This is a genomic window from Mycobacterium sp. HM-7, assembly GCF_053852335.1.
The window spans coordinates 5,664,715-5,680,880 of sequence record NZ_CM132657.1 but is presented as its reverse complement, the minus strand read 5'-3'; the positions used below and the strand labels follow the sequence as shown (position 1 = coordinate 5,680,880).

The 16,166-nt window shown below is 66.9% G+C and carries 11 protein-coding genes; 7 read left to right on the top strand and 4 right to left on the bottom strand.

The genetic code is table 11. The features are described 5' to 3' along the window. Positions 1 to 185: 185 nt before the first annotated feature. Positions 186 to 1,463 carry a PucR family transcriptional regulator gene (locus ACWW1C_RS27280; protein ID WP_455981164.1) on the bottom strand — a complete coding sequence of 426 codons (1,278 nt, stop codon included), beginning with the start codon at positions 1,461 to 1,463 and terminating at the stop codon, positions 186 to 188. Positions 1,464 to 1,568: 105 nt separating this feature from the next. On the opposite strand from ACWW1C_RS27280, the gene ACWW1C_RS27275 reads away from it, so the two are divergent. From ACWW1C_RS27275 to ACWW1C_RS27265, 3 genes are read left to right on the top strand one after another with little or no spacing between them, the layout of a single operon-like run. Further along, complete coding sequence (locus ACWW1C_RS27275; RefSeq protein WP_455981163.1) at positions 1,569 to 3,029, top strand: class I adenylate-forming enzyme family protein; 1,461 nt, start codon at positions 1,569 to 1,571, stop codon at positions 3,027 to 3,029. A 27-nt stretch (positions 3,030 to 3,056) separates the two neighbouring features. Further along, positions 3,057 to 4,823, top strand: a complete 1,767-nt coding sequence (locus ACWW1C_RS27270) for a DUF3556 domain-containing protein (protein WP_455981162.1) — start codon at positions 3,057 to 3,059, stop codon at positions 4,821 to 4,823. Next, positions 4,820 to 6,235, top strand: a complete 1,416-nt coding sequence (locus tag ACWW1C_RS27265; protein ID WP_455981161.1) for a phytoene desaturase family protein — start codon at positions 4,820 to 4,822, stop codon at positions 6,233 to 6,235. The genes ACWW1C_RS27270 and ACWW1C_RS27265 overlap by 4 nt, the downstream gene beginning before the upstream one ends. Here ACWW1C_RS27265 and ACWW1C_RS27260 read toward each other — a convergent pair whose 3' ends face one another. Beyond that, positions 6,236 to 6,994 (bottom strand): pirin family protein, encoded by a 759-nt coding sequence (locus ACWW1C_RS27260; protein ID WP_455981160.1) that lies wholly within the window; start codon positions 6,992 to 6,994, stop codon positions 6,236 to 6,238. It abuts the gene before it with no gap. A gap of 42 nt (positions 6,995 to 7,036) precedes the next feature. Between ACWW1C_RS27260 and ACWW1C_RS27255 the strand changes: the two genes are divergently transcribed. The 3 genes from ACWW1C_RS27255 (at position 7,037) to ACWW1C_RS27245 (ending at position 10,325) form a co-directional block, all read left to right on the top strand. After that, the gene (locus tag ACWW1C_RS27255) at positions 7,037 to 7,975 is read left to right on the top strand and encodes an alpha/beta hydrolase family esterase (protein ID WP_455981159.1); all 939 of its coding nucleotides are present in this window, start codon (positions 7,037 to 7,039) and stop codon (positions 7,973 to 7,975) included. Between the two features lie 116 nt (positions 7,976 to 8,091). Beyond that, on the top strand, positions 8,092 to 8,982 hold the full coding sequence (locus tag ACWW1C_RS27250; protein ID WP_455981158.1) for a carbon-nitrogen hydrolase family protein: 891 nt from the start codon (positions 8,092 to 8,094) through the stop codon (positions 8,980 to 8,982). Beyond that, complete coding sequence (locus ACWW1C_RS27245) at positions 8,979 to 10,325, top strand: APC family permease (RefSeq protein WP_455981157.1); 1,347 nt, start codon at positions 8,979 to 8,981, stop codon at positions 10,323 to 10,325. The genes ACWW1C_RS27250 and ACWW1C_RS27245 overlap by 4 nt, the downstream gene beginning before the upstream one ends. Here the strand turns inward: ACWW1C_RS27245 and ACWW1C_RS27240 are convergent. Beyond that, positions 10,276 to 11,784, bottom strand: coding sequence for an FAD-dependent oxidoreductase (locus ACWW1C_RS27240; protein WP_455981156.1), 1,509 nt, complete (start codon positions 11,782 to 11,784; stop codon positions 10,276 to 10,278). The genes ACWW1C_RS27245 and ACWW1C_RS27240 overlap by 50 nt on opposite strands. 113 nt (positions 11,785 to 11,897) lie before the next feature. Next, positions 11,898 to 12,920: a helix-turn-helix transcriptional regulator gene (locus tag ACWW1C_RS27235; protein ID WP_455981155.1), complete on the bottom strand. Its 1,023-nt coding sequence runs from the start codon at positions 12,918 to 12,920 to the stop codon at positions 11,898 to 11,900. 451 nt (positions 12,921 to 13,371) lie between these two features. Between ACWW1C_RS27235 and ACWW1C_RS27230 the strand changes: the two genes are divergently transcribed. Continuing rightward, complete coding sequence (locus ACWW1C_RS27230; RefSeq protein ID WP_455981154.1) at positions 13,372 to 16,119, top strand: LuxR C-terminal-related transcriptional regulator; 2,748 nt, start codon at positions 13,372 to 13,374, stop codon at positions 16,117 to 16,119. Positions 16,120 to 16,166: the final 47 nt, after the last annotated feature.

Genomic DNA, 16,166 nt, shown 5'->3' with positions numbered 1-16,166 from the left:
ACGCTACTAGGTCGCATTCGGTTCAACCGACCAACTAGCCTGATATCGCCGGCCGCGGCGCATCCGTTACAGCAGTGAACCAGCTGGTTAACACGTCAGCATTTGCTAACCGTCTCGATTCGGCCACGTCAGCTGTGAATATGCTGGACATATCGCGGATTCGGCATTCGCTGTCAACCGTCCCGCTATTCGTCGATCAGGACCGCGGCTTCGTACCAATGGCACAGCAGCAGGGCCATCTCGACGTCCATGCGGTCGTCGCCTAGGGGCCGGCCGCGGCGCTCCAGCGCCCGCCCGACGCGGTACTTGACGGTGTTGAAATGCACCACCAACTCGTCGGCGGCGGCGGTGTAGCTACCACCGTGTCGCAGGAAGACCCGCAAGGTCTCCCGCAGGCGGGCGTCACTGGCGCCGGCCCCGGCCAGTGGCCCGAGAACCGTGTGGACGAACTCCCGGGCGTTGTCCTGGTTCTCGCCCATCAGCGCGGCAGCGGCGAAGCCGGGGGCGTCGGCCGCGGTGACGCCGTTCAGGTTGGCGGTCACGGCGACGCTGTGTGCGCGAAGCGCCTGCCGGTGTGACTGACGGAAGCCGTCGACGCTCGGTAGCGGTGTCCCCACAGCGACGGCGGGGGCGCCGGGATGAGAGTCCGCGAACAACCGCAGCTGTTCGGACGCACCGGGTGCGGCGGCACCGGACAAGGGCAGCCAGCCCCAGCCGGTCCGCTGGTCGGCGGCGAGGAACAGTGGACTGCCTTGTGTGCCAACATGATCGGCGACTGCGCGCAGGAACTGCTCGAGCTTGGCCAGCGCATCGTCCTGTGGGATGGCACGTCCCACCGACTGCCGGTCTTCGCTGGGCCACCACAGGACTACGGCCAGATGCTGACGGCGCATCGGGTACCGGATGGCGGCTGTCACGGCCTCGGGGTCGGAGTCGTTGCCCGACAGCACTTCTCGCACTCGGAGGGCCTGTGTGCTGTTGCGGTTGGTCAGCCAGCGATCGCGTTCGTCCTCGTAGACCGTCACGACCTGCTGCGAGATCCAGTCGATATAGCGGAACGTCACCGACGTCAGCCGTTCGAAGAGCGCCAGGTTGGTCGCCGCCGGGAAGCCGGCGCGGTTGATCTCTTCGCTCGCGACGTCGAGCACCAGCGCGTGGCCGATGCGGTAAGCGCGTGTGAGGGCGTTCATCGGCACTCCGCGCTGCGCGAGCCGGCGGGCGTACTCGAGGGCGGCGGTCGGCGCTTCGATGTTGTCCAGAGATATGTCGTAGCGCAGGGCATGGAAGATGGTGTCGACGTTCCCGCCGACACTCGCCCGGAGCAGCTCGATGATCTCGGGATCACCGCGGAGCTCCGTGATATCGCTGGCCAGACGGTGTCCGACGGAGCGGGCCACCTCCGCTTGACGCGCGATGAGGCGCGTCATGATCGTGGTGTTGGCCTCGCTGATCGCCGGATCCATGTGCCGACTGTAGAGCCCGGCTTTGTGCTGAGCGTACAAGTCGACCGACAAAGTTGATCGGCGGACGACGGAGTGGTGCAGGCCACAAACTTCTAGCTTTATGACATGAACCTCGCCGCACTGCCCGACCGCCGCGCTGCCGCGGCGCCTCACGCGCCGGCCGTCGCCGACGACCACACCGACCTCGACAACGCCGCATTCCTCGACGCCGTCCAGCGCGCCGCCGGAGCGCTGCACGAGCGCGGTGTCCGCGCCGGCGACGTCGTCGGCATCATGCTCCCGAACCGCGCGGCATTCGTCACCGCGCTGTTCGCCACCTGGCGGCTCGGCGCGGTGGCGACGCCCATCAGCCCGACTCTCGTCGCCGCGGAAGTCGCCTACCAGGTAGCTGATGCCGGCGCCGTCGTCCTCGTCGTCGACCGGGACGTAGAAACCGCCGTCTCCGTTCTGCACGTCGACGACATGGCGGGCGAGCCGCGCACGGCAGACCCCGTGGTCGGCAACGACGACGACCTGGCCCTGCTGATCTACACCAGCGGCACGACCGGCCGGCCCAAGGGCGTCATGCTCGACAACGCGAACCTGAACGCCATGTGCGCCATGGTGATCGAAGGCTTCGAGTTGACCGAGACCGACCACAGCCTGCTGATCCTGCCGCTGTTCCACGTGAACGGCATCGTGGTCAGTGTGCTGTCGCCGCTGCTCGCCGGCGGCCGGACCACCATTGCCGGCCGGTTCAACCCGGCGACCTTCTTCGCCCGCCTGGAATCCAGTCGCGCCACCTATTTCTCCGCGGTGCCAACCATTTACACCATGCTGCTGGGCCTGCCGCCGGAGGTGCGGCCCGACACCTCCGCGGTGCGGTTCGCCGTCTGCGGCGCCGCGCCGGCCAGCATCGAACTGCTGGAGGGATTCGAGAAGCGTTACGGCATCGGCCTGGTCGAGGGTTACGGACTGTCCGAGGGATCGTGTGCCAGCACCGGCAACCCGCTGAACGGGCCGCGCAAGGTCGGCACCGTCGGAATCCCGTTGCCGGGTCAGGAGATTCGCATCGTCGACCTCGCCGGCGCCGAAGTGCCGCGGGGCGAGCTCGGCGAGGTGGTGATCAAGGGGCCCAACGTGATGCGCGGCTACCTGAACCGCCCCGAGGAGACCGAGAAGACCTTGAGGGACGGCTGGCTGCACACCGGCGACGTCGGCCGGTTCGACGAGGACGGCTACCTGGTTCTGGTCGACCGTGCCAAGGACATGATCATCCGCGGTGGCGAGAACATCTACCCCAAGGAGATCGAGACCGTCGTGCACCAGGTGGCCGGGGTCGCCGAAGCCGCCGTGGTCGGACGGGTCAGCGGACTCTACGGCGAAGAGCCGGTCCTGTTCGTCTCGGCGCACCCTGGCGCCGAACTCGACGTCGAGAACATCGCCGCGCACCTGCAGGCGTCGCTCTCCAAATACAAACTGCCCGTAGATATCACCGTGCTCGAGACGCTGCCCAAGAACCCCGTCGGAAAGATCGACAAGCCGTCCCTGCGCAAAACCCTCACCACCACCGAACCCCGAATCTAGCCTGATACCAGCAAAGGAGCTCACATCATGGGATTCATCAAACCGACCCTGCCGAAGGTCGACCTGGAAGAGTTTCTCCGCATGCCACTGCAGGAGCGGCTCCGGATCATGTGCCTGAAATGGGTGGACGACGGATACGGCGCACCACGCATGATCCACGTGCTGTACATCCTCAAACTCACGTTCTTCTACGCCCTGGGTGGCGTCGCGATTGCGACCTGGACGTCGCACCTGCCGCCGTTCTGGCACGTCTCGGAATGGTGGAACCAGCCGATCGTGTACCAGAAGGTGATCCTGTGGACCGTCCTTTTGGAGCTCATCGGATTCGCGGGCTCCTGGGGGCCGCTGGCCGGCAAGACGAAGCCGATGACAGGTGGATTCCGATTCTGGGCCAAGCTCAACACCATTCGGCTGCGGCCGTGGAAGGCGGTGCCGTTCACGAACGGCGACCGGCGCACCTGGTTCGACATCATCGTGTACCTGGCGTTGATGGCCACCGTGGTCGTCGCCATGGTGCTGCCCGGCGTGCCCAGCGAATCGCTGTCGAAAGCATTGCCGGACAACACCTCCGGCCTGGTCAACCCGGCGCTGTTCGTCGCGCCGATCATCCTGTTCGTGCTGATCGGCCTGCGGGACAAGACCATCTTCCTGGCCGGCCGCGGTGAGCAGTACCTGCCCGCACTGATCTTTTTCGCGACCTTGCCGTTCGTCAACATGATCATCGCCGGCAAGCTGCTGATCGGCACGGTGTGGTTCTGGGCCGGCGTCTCGAAGTTCGGTCTGCACTTCACCAATGTCATCCCGCCGATGGTGAGCAACAGCCCCGCGATTCCGTTCAAGTGGCTCAAGCGGGCCCATTACCGCAACTTCCCGGAGGACCTGCGGCCGTCGCACCTGGCGACCTTCATGGCGCACGGCCCGGGCAGCATCGTCGAAATCGCTGCGCCGCTGGCACTTCTGTTCTCGCCGTGGCCCTGGCTGTCGATCGCCGCGGCTGCCATCATGGTCAGCTTCCACCTGTTCATCATCTCGACGTTCCCGCTGGCGGTGCCGGTGGAATGGAACGTGCTGTTCGCCTACGCCACCATCTTCCTGTTCCTGGGCTTCCCGAACGGGGACGGCTACGCGGTGTGGGACATGAACCCGGGCTGGCTGGCCCTCGTGCTGGCCGCGGCGCTGTCGTTCTTCCCGATCCTCGGCAACCTGCGCCCCGACCTGGTGTCGTTCCTGCCGGCCATGCGCCAGTACGCCGGCAACTGGGCCTCGGCGGTGTGGACCTTCACGCCCGGTGCCGAGCAGAAGCTGAACCGCGTCACCCGGTCGTCGCCCAACTCGGCCGACCAGTACGTCGCCTTCGGGTGGGACCCCCTCACCGCCGAGGTGTTCACGCAGCAGGTGACGGCGTGGCGGGCCATGCACAGCCAGGGTCGTGGCTTGTACTCGGTGCTGCTGAAGTGCCTGCCCGACATCGACACGCGCGTCGTCCGGGAAGGTGAGATGTCCTGCAACACCATCATCGGCTTCAACTTCGGCGACGGGCACCTGCACAATGAAGACCTGATCCGGGCCATCCAGTCCGAGGCACAGTTCGAGCCGGGTGAATTCGTCATCGCCTGGGTCGAATCGCAGCCCATCCACAAGACGACGCAGGAGTACAAAGTGATCGATGCGGCCCTCGGCGTCATCGAGCGTGGCACCTGGAACGTGAAAGACCTGGTCGACGAGCAGCCGTGGCTGCCCAACGGGCCGATCCCGCTCAACGTCACCTGGCAGCGGGCCGGAGTCCTGCAGTGAGTGATGCGGTTGTGGTCGGCGCCGGGCCCAACGGGCTCGCCGCCGCCATCACCTTGGCCGCCAAGGGAATCGACGTCACCGTTCTGGAGGCCACCGACCGGATCGGCGGCGGCATCCGCTCCAGCGAGTACGTCCTGCCGGGTCTGGTCTTCGACGACTGTGCCGCCATCCACGTGATGCCCGCCGGTTCCAAGTTCATCAAGGACCTCGGCCTGGATCGCTATGGCCTGCAGTGGAAGTGGACCGAGATCGACTGCGTCCACCCGCTCGACGACGGCACCGCCGGTTCGCTGTACCGCTCGGTCGAGACGACAGCCGCCGGCCTCGGGGTCGACGGATCACGATGGCGGCTGTTGTTCGGCGGGCCGTCGCGCCGGTTCGACACCCTGTCCGAGGACATCATGGGACCGCTGCTCCGGGTGCCGCGGCATCCGTTGGGGCTGGCCAGGTTCGGAGCGCCGACAGTGCTGCCCGCGACGGTGCTGGCCCGGGTCTTCCGGACGCCGCAGGCCCGCGCGCTCTTCGGCGGCGTTGCCGCACATACCTTTCAGCCGCTGCACCACCCGCTCACCTCCGCGATCGGGCTGGGGATCATCACCGCCGGACACGCCAACGGCTGGCCGGTGGCCGCCGGGGGATCGCAGGCGATCACCAACGCGCTCGAGGCGGTGCTGACCGAACTGGGCGGCAAGATCGAGACCGGTGTGCGGATCACCGCTGCGGCCCAGTTGCCGCCCGCCGACATCACCGTCTTCGACCTGTCGCCGTCCGCCATCGCCGAGATCCTCGGGGACCGATTGCCCACGCGGGTCCGTCGCGCCTTCGACCGGTTCCGTTACGGCCCAGGCGCTTTCAAAGTGGACTTCGCGGTTGAGGGCAATGTACCCTGGATCAACGAGGCGGCCCGCCAGGCCGGCACCGTCCACCTGGGCGGTGACCTCGCCGAGATCGCCACGACCGAACGGGACATCCACGCGGGCCGGATGCCGCAGCGCCCCTTCGTGCTGGCTTTTCAGCAGTACCTGGCCGATCCAGGTCGTTCGGTCGGCACCGTCAATCCCGTGTCCGCATATGCCCACGTGCCCAATGGCTACAGCGGTGACGCCACCGAGGCCATCATCACGCAGATCGAGCGCTTCGCCCCCGGCTTTCGCGACCGCATCGTCGGGCAGGCCGTGCGGTCCACCACCGAGATGTCGGTCTACAACCCCAATTACGTCGGCGGCGACATCAACACCGGTGCCAAGGACCTCCGGCAGCTGGCCTTCGGGCCGCGAACCACGTTGTCGCCGTACACCATCGGGGTACCCGGCATGTACATCTGCTCGGCGGCCACGCCGCCGGGCCCGGGCGGGCACGGCATGTGCGGGGCCAACGCCGCCGCCGTCGCGCTGGCCAGGGTGGAGCGCTAGCTACACGTTCACGGCGATGGTGTGCATCTCCCAGATGAGCAATTCTGCGCCGTCGTCGGCCGCGGCGATCCGTTGTCCGCCACTCGCGGTGAGCCGCACCGCATCACCGGTACGCAGCGGTCCGGACCCTTCGAAGTCGGCCGCACCACGAGTGACGAACACGTGGCCGTACGGCGCGTCCGGCACCTGCACCGCGCGACCGGCGTCCAACCGCGCGACGTGCAGGGTGGCATAACTGTTGCCGAAGGTGATGGCGGCGGTGTCGCGGTATTTGCGCATGCCGGATGCCATGGGAATCAACGTATTTCCGGCGAGTTCGGTGGAGATGTCGGCTTCTTGGTAGCTGGGCGCGCCGCCGAGTTCTTCGGGCGGAATCCACATCTGGACGACACGCAAAGGCTGGCGATCCTGGCGTCCGGCGCCGTTGCGCTCCGAGTGCCGCAGGCCCGTGCCGGCACTCATCCGCTGGGCCAGCCCCGGGTAGATGACGCTTTCGTTGCCGAGCGAATCCTTGTGCACCAGTGAACCTTCCAGGACCCAGGTGATGATCTCCATGTCGCGGTGGTCGTGCGCGTCGAAGCCTTCACCGGGGGTGACGGTGTCCTCGTTGTTGATCATCAGCAGGCCGTGGGCGTTGGCCGCCAGGTCGAAGTTGCCGGTCGCCGGAAACGACTGCCACGATTCCAGCCATTCGTTGCGCCAGTGCCAGCGATCCTTCGCCTTGATGACTCGGATGGGCTCGACCGGCGATGGGTTCACCGCTCAATTCTGACAGCCGGTGAGGGCGTGCACTATGGAGGCATGAGCCGTCCGCTGCTGCGGGCACTGTGTGCCGCGCTGTTCGTCGTCGCGCTGCCTGCGATCGCCGGTTGCGGCGGGCACCGGGCGGCGGGCGCGCCGGCGGACGGCATCCCCGTCGGCCAATCGAGTCAGTCGGTGCAGTCCGGCGGGATGGCGCGCACCTTCCATCTGTACCGGCCCGACGGGCTCGGTGGTCCGGCGCCGTTGGTCGTCATGCTGCACGGCGGCTACGGTGACGGGGCGCAGGCTGAGCGTGCCTACAACTGGGATGCCCAGGCTGACGCCGGGCGCTTCCTGGTCGCCTATCCCGACGGCCTGGATCGCGCCTGGAACGCCGGAACCTGTTGCGGGATACCGAAGAACCGCGATATCGACGACGTCGGATTCGTCACCGCGATGGTCGGGGCGATCGAAGCTCAGATTCAGATCGACCCGGCCCGAATCTACGTCACCGGCATGTCCAACGGCGCCATGATGGCGCTGCGTCTCGGGTGCCAGACGGACCTGTTCGCCGCCATCGCTCCGGTCGCAGGCACGCTGCTCACCGACTGTTCGCGCGCCGCGCCGACATCAGTGCTGCAGATCCACGGCACCGCCGACGATCGTGTGCCCTTCGACGGCGGGCCGGGAAAAGCCAAGACGCTCACTGGTGCACCCAATGTCGACGGACCGTCGGTGCCCGCCGTGAACACGACGTGGCGAAGCATCGACGCCTGCGGGACTCCGATGACGTCAACCGCAGGAACCGTGACGACCCAGACCGCCGACTGCCCCGGCGGTCGCACTGTCGAACTGATCAGCGTGGCCGGCGCCGGCCATCAGTGGCCCGGCGGTGTTCCGAGTCCGCTGGCGCAACGACTCGGTGACCTGCCGCCGCCGTCGGCCGCGCTGAATGCCACCGACACCATCTGGCGGTTCTTCGCTGCGCACCAGCACTGAGTGACGTACGTATGTACAGAATGTCGAAACGGCCCGCAGAAAATCCCCGGATTGTCCGAGCGCCACGGATGTGTCCTGGCGCACACTGAGGCCGTGACCGCCGGCAGTGAGGTGAGATGAGTCGACAATGGCGGGTCGCCCTCGCCCAGGCCAGTCCGTTACAGGGCGGCGATCCGGTGGCCGAGCTGGCTGCTGACCTCGCCGCAATCCTCGCCGAGCGCCCGGACACCCAGATGGTGGTGTTCCCCGAGATTCACCTGCTGGGGGCGAGTGACGGCGCTGACGATCCCCGGTCCTATTTCGACGCTGTCGCCGAGCCACTCACCGGACCGCTCACGCAGGCGCTCGGCGCCGTGGCGGCGGACGCCGGCATCTGGCTGGTGCCCGGCTCTCTCGCCGAGCGCGGCGCGGATGGCCGCGTGTACAACACCGCTGTCGTCTTCGATCCCGGCGGCCGTTTGGTCTCGTCATACCGCAAGGTGTTCCCCTGGCGCCCACACGAGCCGTGGGCGTCGGGAGCTGGTTTCACGGCCTTCGACGTGCCCGGTGTCGGCCGGATGGGCGTCAACATCTGCTACGACAGCTGGTTCCCCGAGGCGACCCGGCAGATCGCGTGGCTGGGTGCGGAGGTTGTGTTCAACATCGTCAAGACGACGTCCGACGATCGCGAGCAGGAGCTCGTCCTGGCCCGCGCCAATGCGATCACGAACCAGATCTACTACCTCAGCGTCAACGCCGCCGGACCGCTCGGGCGAGGGCAGAGCATCTACGTCGGACCGGAGGGTGAGGTGCTCGCTCAGGTGGCCCACGCCGAGCCGGAGACCACGCACCTGGCGATCGACCTCGACCGGGTGACCGCGGTGCGGACCCACGGCACCGCCGGGGTCAATCGGGTGTGGGAGCAGTTGCACGCCGACGACGACCCGATCGATCTGCCCGCCTACGGCGGTCAGCTGGTCCACCAGCGGTGGCAGCCGCAGACCGTCAACCACGAAGGACACTCATGACCGAGACCGCCCAGCAGCCCAGCGAGGCCGGCCACCTCAACGCCACACTCGGCTTGGGTGGCGTGACGCTGTTCGGCCTGGCATACATGGCGCCGATCATCGTCCTGGGCATCTTCGGTGTGATCGCCGAGGCGTCGGCGGGAGCCAGCGCCGGTTCCTATCTACTGGCCACCGTGGCCATGCTGTTCACGGCCGCGAGCTACGCGAAGATGTCGGTGCACTATCCGGTCGCTGGCTCGTCGTACACCTACGTCCGCAAGGCGCTGGATTCGAGGCTCGGGTTCCTGGTCGGCTGGACGATCCTGCTCGACTACCTGTTCCTGCCGCTGGTCATCTGGTTGATCGGCGCCGCGTACCTGACCGGTGAATTTCCGTCGGTGCCGGCGTGGGTGTGGATCGTGGCGTTCATCGTCGTGACGACGGCGCTGAACATCATCGGACTCAAGGTGGCGGACAAGGCCAACCTGGTCCTGATGGCCTTGCAGTTCCTCGTCATCGCGCTGTTCGTCGGTTTCGCCGTGGCACACATGGTGTCCCACCATGGCGGTGGCGCGCTGCTGTCCGGCACCCCGTTCACCGGTGCCGGTGGTTTCCCGGCGATCGCCGCCGGCGCGGCCATCGCGGCGTACTCCTTTCTCGGGTTCGATGCCGTCAGCACACTCACGGAGGACACCAAGAATCCGCAGCGCAACATCCCGCGCGCGATCATGCTCGTCGCTCTCATCGGCGGGGTGGTCTTCGTGGCGGTCGCGTACATCCTGACGCTGGTGCAGCCCGGCAGCACCTTCTCGAACGCCGATTCGCTGGCCGCAGACACCGCCCGGACCATCGGCGGGGCGCTGTTCGCCGCGTTCTTCGTGACCGGGCTGATCATCGGTCAGTTCACCTCGGGCCTCGCGGCGCAGGCCAGCGTGTCCCGGTTGCTGTACGCGATGGGCCGAGACTCGGTGTTGCCCAAGCAATTCTTCGGCAAGCTGTCACCCCGGTTCTTCACGCCGGTCTTCAACATCGTGCTGTGCGGGCTGATCGGGCTCGGCGCGGTGTTCCTCAACGTCGCCACGTCGACGTCGTTCATCAACTTCGGCGCCTTCACGGCCTTCACTCTGGTGAATGTGTCGGTGATCGGCTACTTCGTCCGGCATCGCCACGAACAACGGCTGAATCCGCTGACGTACGTGGCGATTCCGTTGATCGGAGCCCTCGTGGACGTCTACCTGCTCACCCAACTCGGCAGTGCCGCACTGACTCTCGGGGTGATCTGGATGTCGATCGGCGTGGTGTACCTCCTGGTTCTCACCCGTGGTCTGCGCGTCCCGCCGCCGGAGTTGTCACTGGCTGAGTAGGCGTGCGCTGCTGTCGACCCAGGGGAGCGCAGTGGACATCGAAGCGCTCCGCAACAGTGTCCAGCGTGCGTTGCAAGTGCGGACGCCGACGGTGATGGGTGGCCAGGAACTGGGCCGTTCCGATGAGTTGGCGCGGCGCCGGGTACCACCGCGCGATATCGAGGCCGCAGTCACGAAATACCTTGGTGGGCAGGACATCTGTCATGAGGCTGAGGTTGTGCAGGGCCAGCGTCATGATCGTGTGAGGGAACGCCGCGTTGCACTTGCGGCGCAATTCGATCATGTCCAGCTCGTAGAGCGGCACCTCGGTGAGTTGGTCGGTGAACATCAGGTGCGGCAGGAAGTAGCCCATGTACGTCGTCAGATGCAGGGTTGCCGCGCGGGCATTCAACGACAGCACCCGGCCGCTGGGCGACGTGTAGGGCTCGTACGGCCGTGAGCGCTTCAGCAAGTAGCCGGTGCAGTTGACGATCCAACTGTCCGGCTCGATCTCCCGGACGGCGCCGCTGCGCAACTGCAGCTCGGTCTTCCCGTCGCGGTCGACGGCATCGACGAAATGGTCCATCACGATGTCGTGCAGGCCGTCGGCGATGGCGTCCCGCTCCGTCGTCGACAGCAGTCCGAGCAGGAAGTTGCCGGTACGCGGTGTCACCCAGACTCCGCACCGTTCACGCCAGCGGCGTGCGACCTCGTCTTCGTTGGTGCCGTCGAACAGTTGGGTCACTTCGTCGACAAAGGCGTTGAAGGTCACCCCACCCCACCACCGCTTGCCGCCGGTGGGGAACAGGCGGTCGCGGTGCGCGAAGTAGGTGCCCGAACCCGCCAGCAGATTCACTTCGCGCCCGGGATGGCGGGTGATGAGGGCCAGCGCGGTGTCCATCGCGGTCTTGCCGCTGCCGATCACCCACACCGGAGCGTCGCTCGCGTCGATGTCACCGGCCCGCATGTCGCAGTAGTTCGGCGATACCGAACGGACGCTGGTGCTGGAGACGGGTAGCGGGTCGTTGGGTTCCACATCGGAAGCGCTGGCCTTGATCAGCCGCCCGGCCTCGACGACCATGCTGCGCCCGTCGTCCGACACGCACTGGATGCGGACCACGCCGTCGGCTTCGACGTCGGATTGCATTGTCCAGCCGTAGTATTCGTCCACGGTGAGGCGGCGCCGCAACACGTCGAGGCAGTGGTCGAAGTGTGCCAGCACTTCGGGTTTGGTGGCCAGGTGCGACGGCTTGGCGCCCAGCGTCCAACCGATGTTCCCGACGGTGAAGAACCCGTGCGGCTGATGCAGGCGCACGTAGTCGTAGGTGTCGACCCACATGCCGCCCACTCGTTGCCGCCGGTCCAGCAGGATGACCCGTTGGCCCGGCGAGAGGTACTGGGCGGTCGTGAAGAGGGCATTCAGGCCGGCGATCCCGGCCCCGACGATGCAGACGTCGCAGCGTTCGACCACGGCGCTCACGGGTTCAGCCTGGTGGTGGTGGTGGTGAACATGGCGCCCTCCTTGTCCTTGGGGACAGGATCCGGTATCGGCCCCGACGGTGCATCAGCCGATTGGCGTATTTGGCTGGCGCACTACAGGGATATGGCGAGCAGGGTGCGCACGAGTTCGGCCTGGCGGTGGGTGCCCGTCTTGTCGAAGATGTGTTGGACGTGGGTTCTGACGGTGCCGGCGGACAGACACATGCTCTCGGCGATGGGCTTGATGCCGTCGCCTTGTATCAGCCTGATGGCCACCGCAGCTTCGGCCGTCGTCAGCCCATACAGGCGGCGCAGCATCTCGGTGTCCGGTTGCGGGTGCTGCTCGGGATCGAGGATGAGCACCAGAGCTCGTGACTCGGCGAGGGGAGCCGTCACGTGCTGGAACGGCAGCACATGAATGACGTACTGGCGCAGCCCCGATGGGCGCGGGCACAACAGGGAGGTGCCACCCCGAACGACCGACCCGGTCTGTCCGAGTGCGGCGTTGATGCCGTGGCGCAGCGCCGCGTCGGCGGGCGGGTGCGCGAACTCGAAGGAGCCGTCGCGGATGGTCAAGCCGTCGTGGCGCCGGACGATGTTCTCCGCCGCGGTGTTCAGGTATCGCACCGACAACGCGCAGTCCACGACGGCCATCCCGATGCGGGTCACGTTGTCCATCGCCGACGAGATGTTGCGGATCTGGTGGGTGGCCGCGCTGAGGTCGTGCTGGATGCGTAGTGCGCGCTGGAAGTGCGGGACGAGCGCCTCGGCCAGCCGGACGCGTTCGACGGTGTCGTACGGTTCGGACCGCTTTTCGGTGGCCACCAGCCAGGTGGCCGGCTCGGGCCCGTCGGTCAGCCGGACGAACAGGCCGTCGTCGAGTCGGTGCGGCCGCATCCAGTCCATATGGAACTCGGCGTTCGGTTGCAATGCGATGAGTTCCTGGCTGCCGCGCACCTGCCCGACGGGCCCGTTCTCGACCGCTTCGAGGAGGTAATCGATGTGGCGGTAGTACTCCGCGTACTCGGCCAGGGCATCGGCCGGGATGGTGACGCTCTGGGGTGCCCGGCTCACGCCATCGGCCAGCACCAGGGCAGCGCCGCCGGTCGCCTCGAACATCGTGTGGAGTTCGGCCATCGTCGCGGTCCAATGCTCTGGCTGGACCGCGGAATCGTAGATCGAAGAAACTACGCGTGAAAAGTCTTCGACCGTAACCACGGCCGGCGCTCCCAGAAATGCGCTGTGCTCACGTCTGAGGCCTTTCGCGACGTGATGCACCCACGAACGTGCAGGTGCTGCGGAAATCGTAATTCAAGACCAATGGTATGTAAAGTGTTTCCTTGGTGGCCGCTGAGAGTCGGATCAGCGGCGCCGACCGTGCGGACAGATCGCGATTGGCGGGGGATCGCGATCTGTGCGCACCGCCGATGAGATCCGGGCCAATTCAGGGCTACCCGGTAGCGACCTCACAGCACATCCGCTGATTTGTGCCAGAAACCCGGCATCAATCGTTACTGTGATGGATGAAATACGTGGTCACACCGATTGATGGGTTTGCCGCCGGGATGGCGGCAGATAGGCCGAGTTGATGCCGTCTGAACTGTTGGGCCGTTCGGCCGAGGCCGAGTTCGTCGGTAGCTTTCTCGGGGGCGCGGAGCCTGCGGCGCTGCTGTTGGACGGCGAAGCCGGGATCGGCAAGACGACGGTGCTGTTATCGGCAGTCGATCAGGCCCGCGAACTGGGATTCACGGTGTTGTTCGCCCGCGCCGCGGTCACCGAGTCGACCCTCGCGTATGCGGCGCTGGCAGATCTGCTCGGCGGTATCGAACCGGCCACCCTCGACTTCTTGCCGGTTCCGCAACGCCGCGCGCTCGATCGCGTCCTGCTGCGCGCGCCCGACGATGGTGCCGGTACCGATCCGCGTGCCGTGGCGGCCGCTCTGCTCGCGGTTGTCACGCGGCTTTCCGAACGGTCGCCGGTCCTGGTCGCGCTGGACGATGCGCAGTGGTTGGACACCTCGAGCGTCCATGCGATCGCCTTCGCCGCGCGCCGACTCGGTGGGCCCGTCAAGGTGATCGGCACGGTGCGGACGGCCATCGGCGAGGACCCGGCACTGTGGCTACAGCTGAGCCGGCCTGAGGCGCTGCAGCGGATGCGGTTGAGGCCGTTGAGTGTCGGCGCACTGCATGCGGTGCTGTCACATCGGCTGCAGCGCTCGTTCTCTCGGCCGACGATGATGTGGATTCATGAAGTGTCCGGTGGAAATCCGTTCTACGCCATCGAATTCGCCCGCGGTCCTGCCGACAACCTCAAGTCCGGTGCGCTGCCGCCGACCTTGGCCGAGTTGGTGCGGCAGCGGATCGACGGGCTCGAGCGCGACGTTCGCGAGGCGCTCCTGGCGGTCTCGTGCTTGGGCGTTCCGACCGCGGAACTGGTGGGGCGGGCGATCGGAGTCGACGCGGAGGACGTCTTCGCCAGACTTGCCGATGCCGAGGATCGCGGCATCGTCGCGGTGGACGGCGCTCGCCTGCGATTCAGTCATCCGCTGCTGGCACACGGGGTGTACAGCGCCGCCGCCCCGGCGGCGCGACGCGAGATGCATTGTCGCCTAGCGACTCTCGTCGATCACGACGAACTGAAGGCCAAGCATCTGGCGCTGTCCGGCTCACCCGGTGACGCCGAGATGCTGAGAGCGCTGGACGTGGCCGCGGCGACGGCGCACCGGCGGGGTGCACCGGCAGCAGCGGCAGAGTTCGTCGAGCTGGCGGTCAGCCTCGGCGGCGACACCCTGCAGCGGCGAATCATGCTGGGGGCCTTGCATTTCAGTGCCGGCGATGCGGCCCGGGCGCGGAATGTCCTGGGGGAGGTCGCTGCTTCGCAGCCGCCCGGCGATGTCGGAGCCCGGGTCATGTTCCTGCTGGGACTGTTCACGCTGCAGGACGGCAGCACGCGGCACGCCGCGGACTTTCTCCGGCAAGCGCTCGACTCGATCGAGAACGATCAGTCGTTGCGCGTCGAAATACTGGTGCCACTGGCATTTGCCGAACTCAACCTCGGCCGGGTCGAGACTGCCGCGACGTGGGCTGCGGAGGCAGTTGCCGCTGCCGATCGGCTGGATGGCTCACCGTTGCGCAGCATTGCCCTCGCCATGAAAGTTCTGGTGGGCTTCCTGTCCGGACACGGCATCGACGACGCGGCGATGACTCGGGCGTTGGAGTTGGCGGACCGGGAGCTCGCGCTCACCTCATTGATGAATCCCGATGTGTTGCAGGCCCAGCTGTTGGCCGGGTCCGGCCGGCTGCATGCGGCCGGGGAACGGCTCACCAGTATCCGGCGCGACTACCTGGACCGCGGGCAGGAAGGCCGACTGACATTCGTCGACTTTCATCGCGGACTCAACGCGATCTGGCAGGGCCGCTTCGCCGCGGCGGCCCAGATCGCCGATGAGGCGACACAGCGTGCCCACGAACTCGACCGCGACATGCCACACGCTGTCGGGCTGATGTTGCGTGCGGCGGTCGCCGCGTACACCGGCAAGGATCACCGCGCGCGCGCCGACGCCGCCGCGGCGCTCGACCTGGCTCTGGGCTGTGACTCCGCTCTGGTCGCGGTGTGGCCACGGACCACGCTCGGCTTTCTCGAGGTCTCGCTGGGCAACTACGAGAATGCGGTTGCCGCCCTCGCACCACTGTTGTCGTCGGTGGCGGCCGCGCCGCAGGCCACGGAAATCTATGTCACGCCGTTCCTGCCGGATGCCGTCGAGGCGTTGATCCAACTGGGGCGGCACCGCGAGGCCGAACCGCTGATCGAGGCACTGGAGAGCAATGGGCGCCGGCTGGACCGGCCGTGGATGCTGGCCTGCGGCGGGCGTTGCCGGGCGCTGCTGCTGGCCGAGCGCGGCGATCTGGCCGGTGCGACCGAAGCGGTGGGGCGGGCGCTCGCCGAACATGACCGGCTGCCGATGCCGTTCGAGCGTGCGCGCACCCTGCTCGTCCTCGGGCAGTTGCAGCGGCGTCAGCGGCATCGGGCCTCGGCCCTGGAGACGGTGCAGCTGGCGGCGGCGGAATTCGAGACGATCGGTGCCGCCTTGTGGGCCGAGCAGGCCCGTCGAGCGGCGGGCCGCATCGATCCGCGTTCGCATCCCGATGAACTCCTGACCGCCTCGGAATATGAGATCGCCGAGTTGGTGGCCTCGGGCATGAGCAACCGCGAGGTGGGCGCCGCACTGTTCGTGAGTGCCAAGACGGTCGAGGTCCACTTGTCGCGCATCTACCGGAAACTCGGTATCCGGTCGCGGTCGGAGCTGGGCTGGCGCATCGCGCGACCGCAGACCTGATCGGGCACGGGCAAAGCGCTAGGGAGAACCCTTATATCGCCGGTGCC

What these genes read in the sequence shown, in the direction of transcription:
- ACWW1C_RS27275 (WP_455981163.1), top strand. Translation starts at nt 1,569, where the DNA reads ATGAACCTCGCCGCACTGCCCGACCGCCGCGCTGCCGCGGCGCCTCAC.
- ACWW1C_RS27245 (WP_455981157.1), top strand. Translation starts at nt 8,979, where the DNA reads ATGACCGAGACCGCCCAGCAGCCCAGCGAGGCCGGCCACCTCAACGCC.
- ACWW1C_RS27250 (WP_455981158.1), top strand. Translation starts at nt 8,092, where the DNA reads ATGAGTCGACAATGGCGGGTCGCCCTCGCCCAGGCCAGTCCGTTACAG.
- ACWW1C_RS27230 (WP_455981154.1), top strand. Translation starts at nt 13,372, where the DNA reads ATGCCGTCTGAACTGTTGGGCCGTTCGGCCGAGGCCGAGTTCGTCGGT.
- ACWW1C_RS27235 (WP_455981155.1), bottom strand. Translation starts at nt 12,920, where the DNA reads ATGGCCGAACTCCACACGATGTTCGAGGCGACCGGCGGCGCTGCCCTG.
- ACWW1C_RS27280 (WP_455981164.1), bottom strand. Translation starts at nt 1,463, where the DNA reads ATGGATCCGGCGATCAGCGAGGCCAACACCACGATCATGACGCGCCTC.
- ACWW1C_RS27270 (WP_455981162.1), top strand. Translation starts at nt 3,057, where the DNA reads ATGGGATTCATCAAACCGACCCTGCCGAAGGTCGACCTGGAAGAGTTT.
- ACWW1C_RS27255 (WP_455981159.1), top strand. Translation starts at nt 7,037, where the DNA reads ATGAGCCGTCCGCTGCTGCGGGCACTGTGTGCCGCGCTGTTCGTCGTC.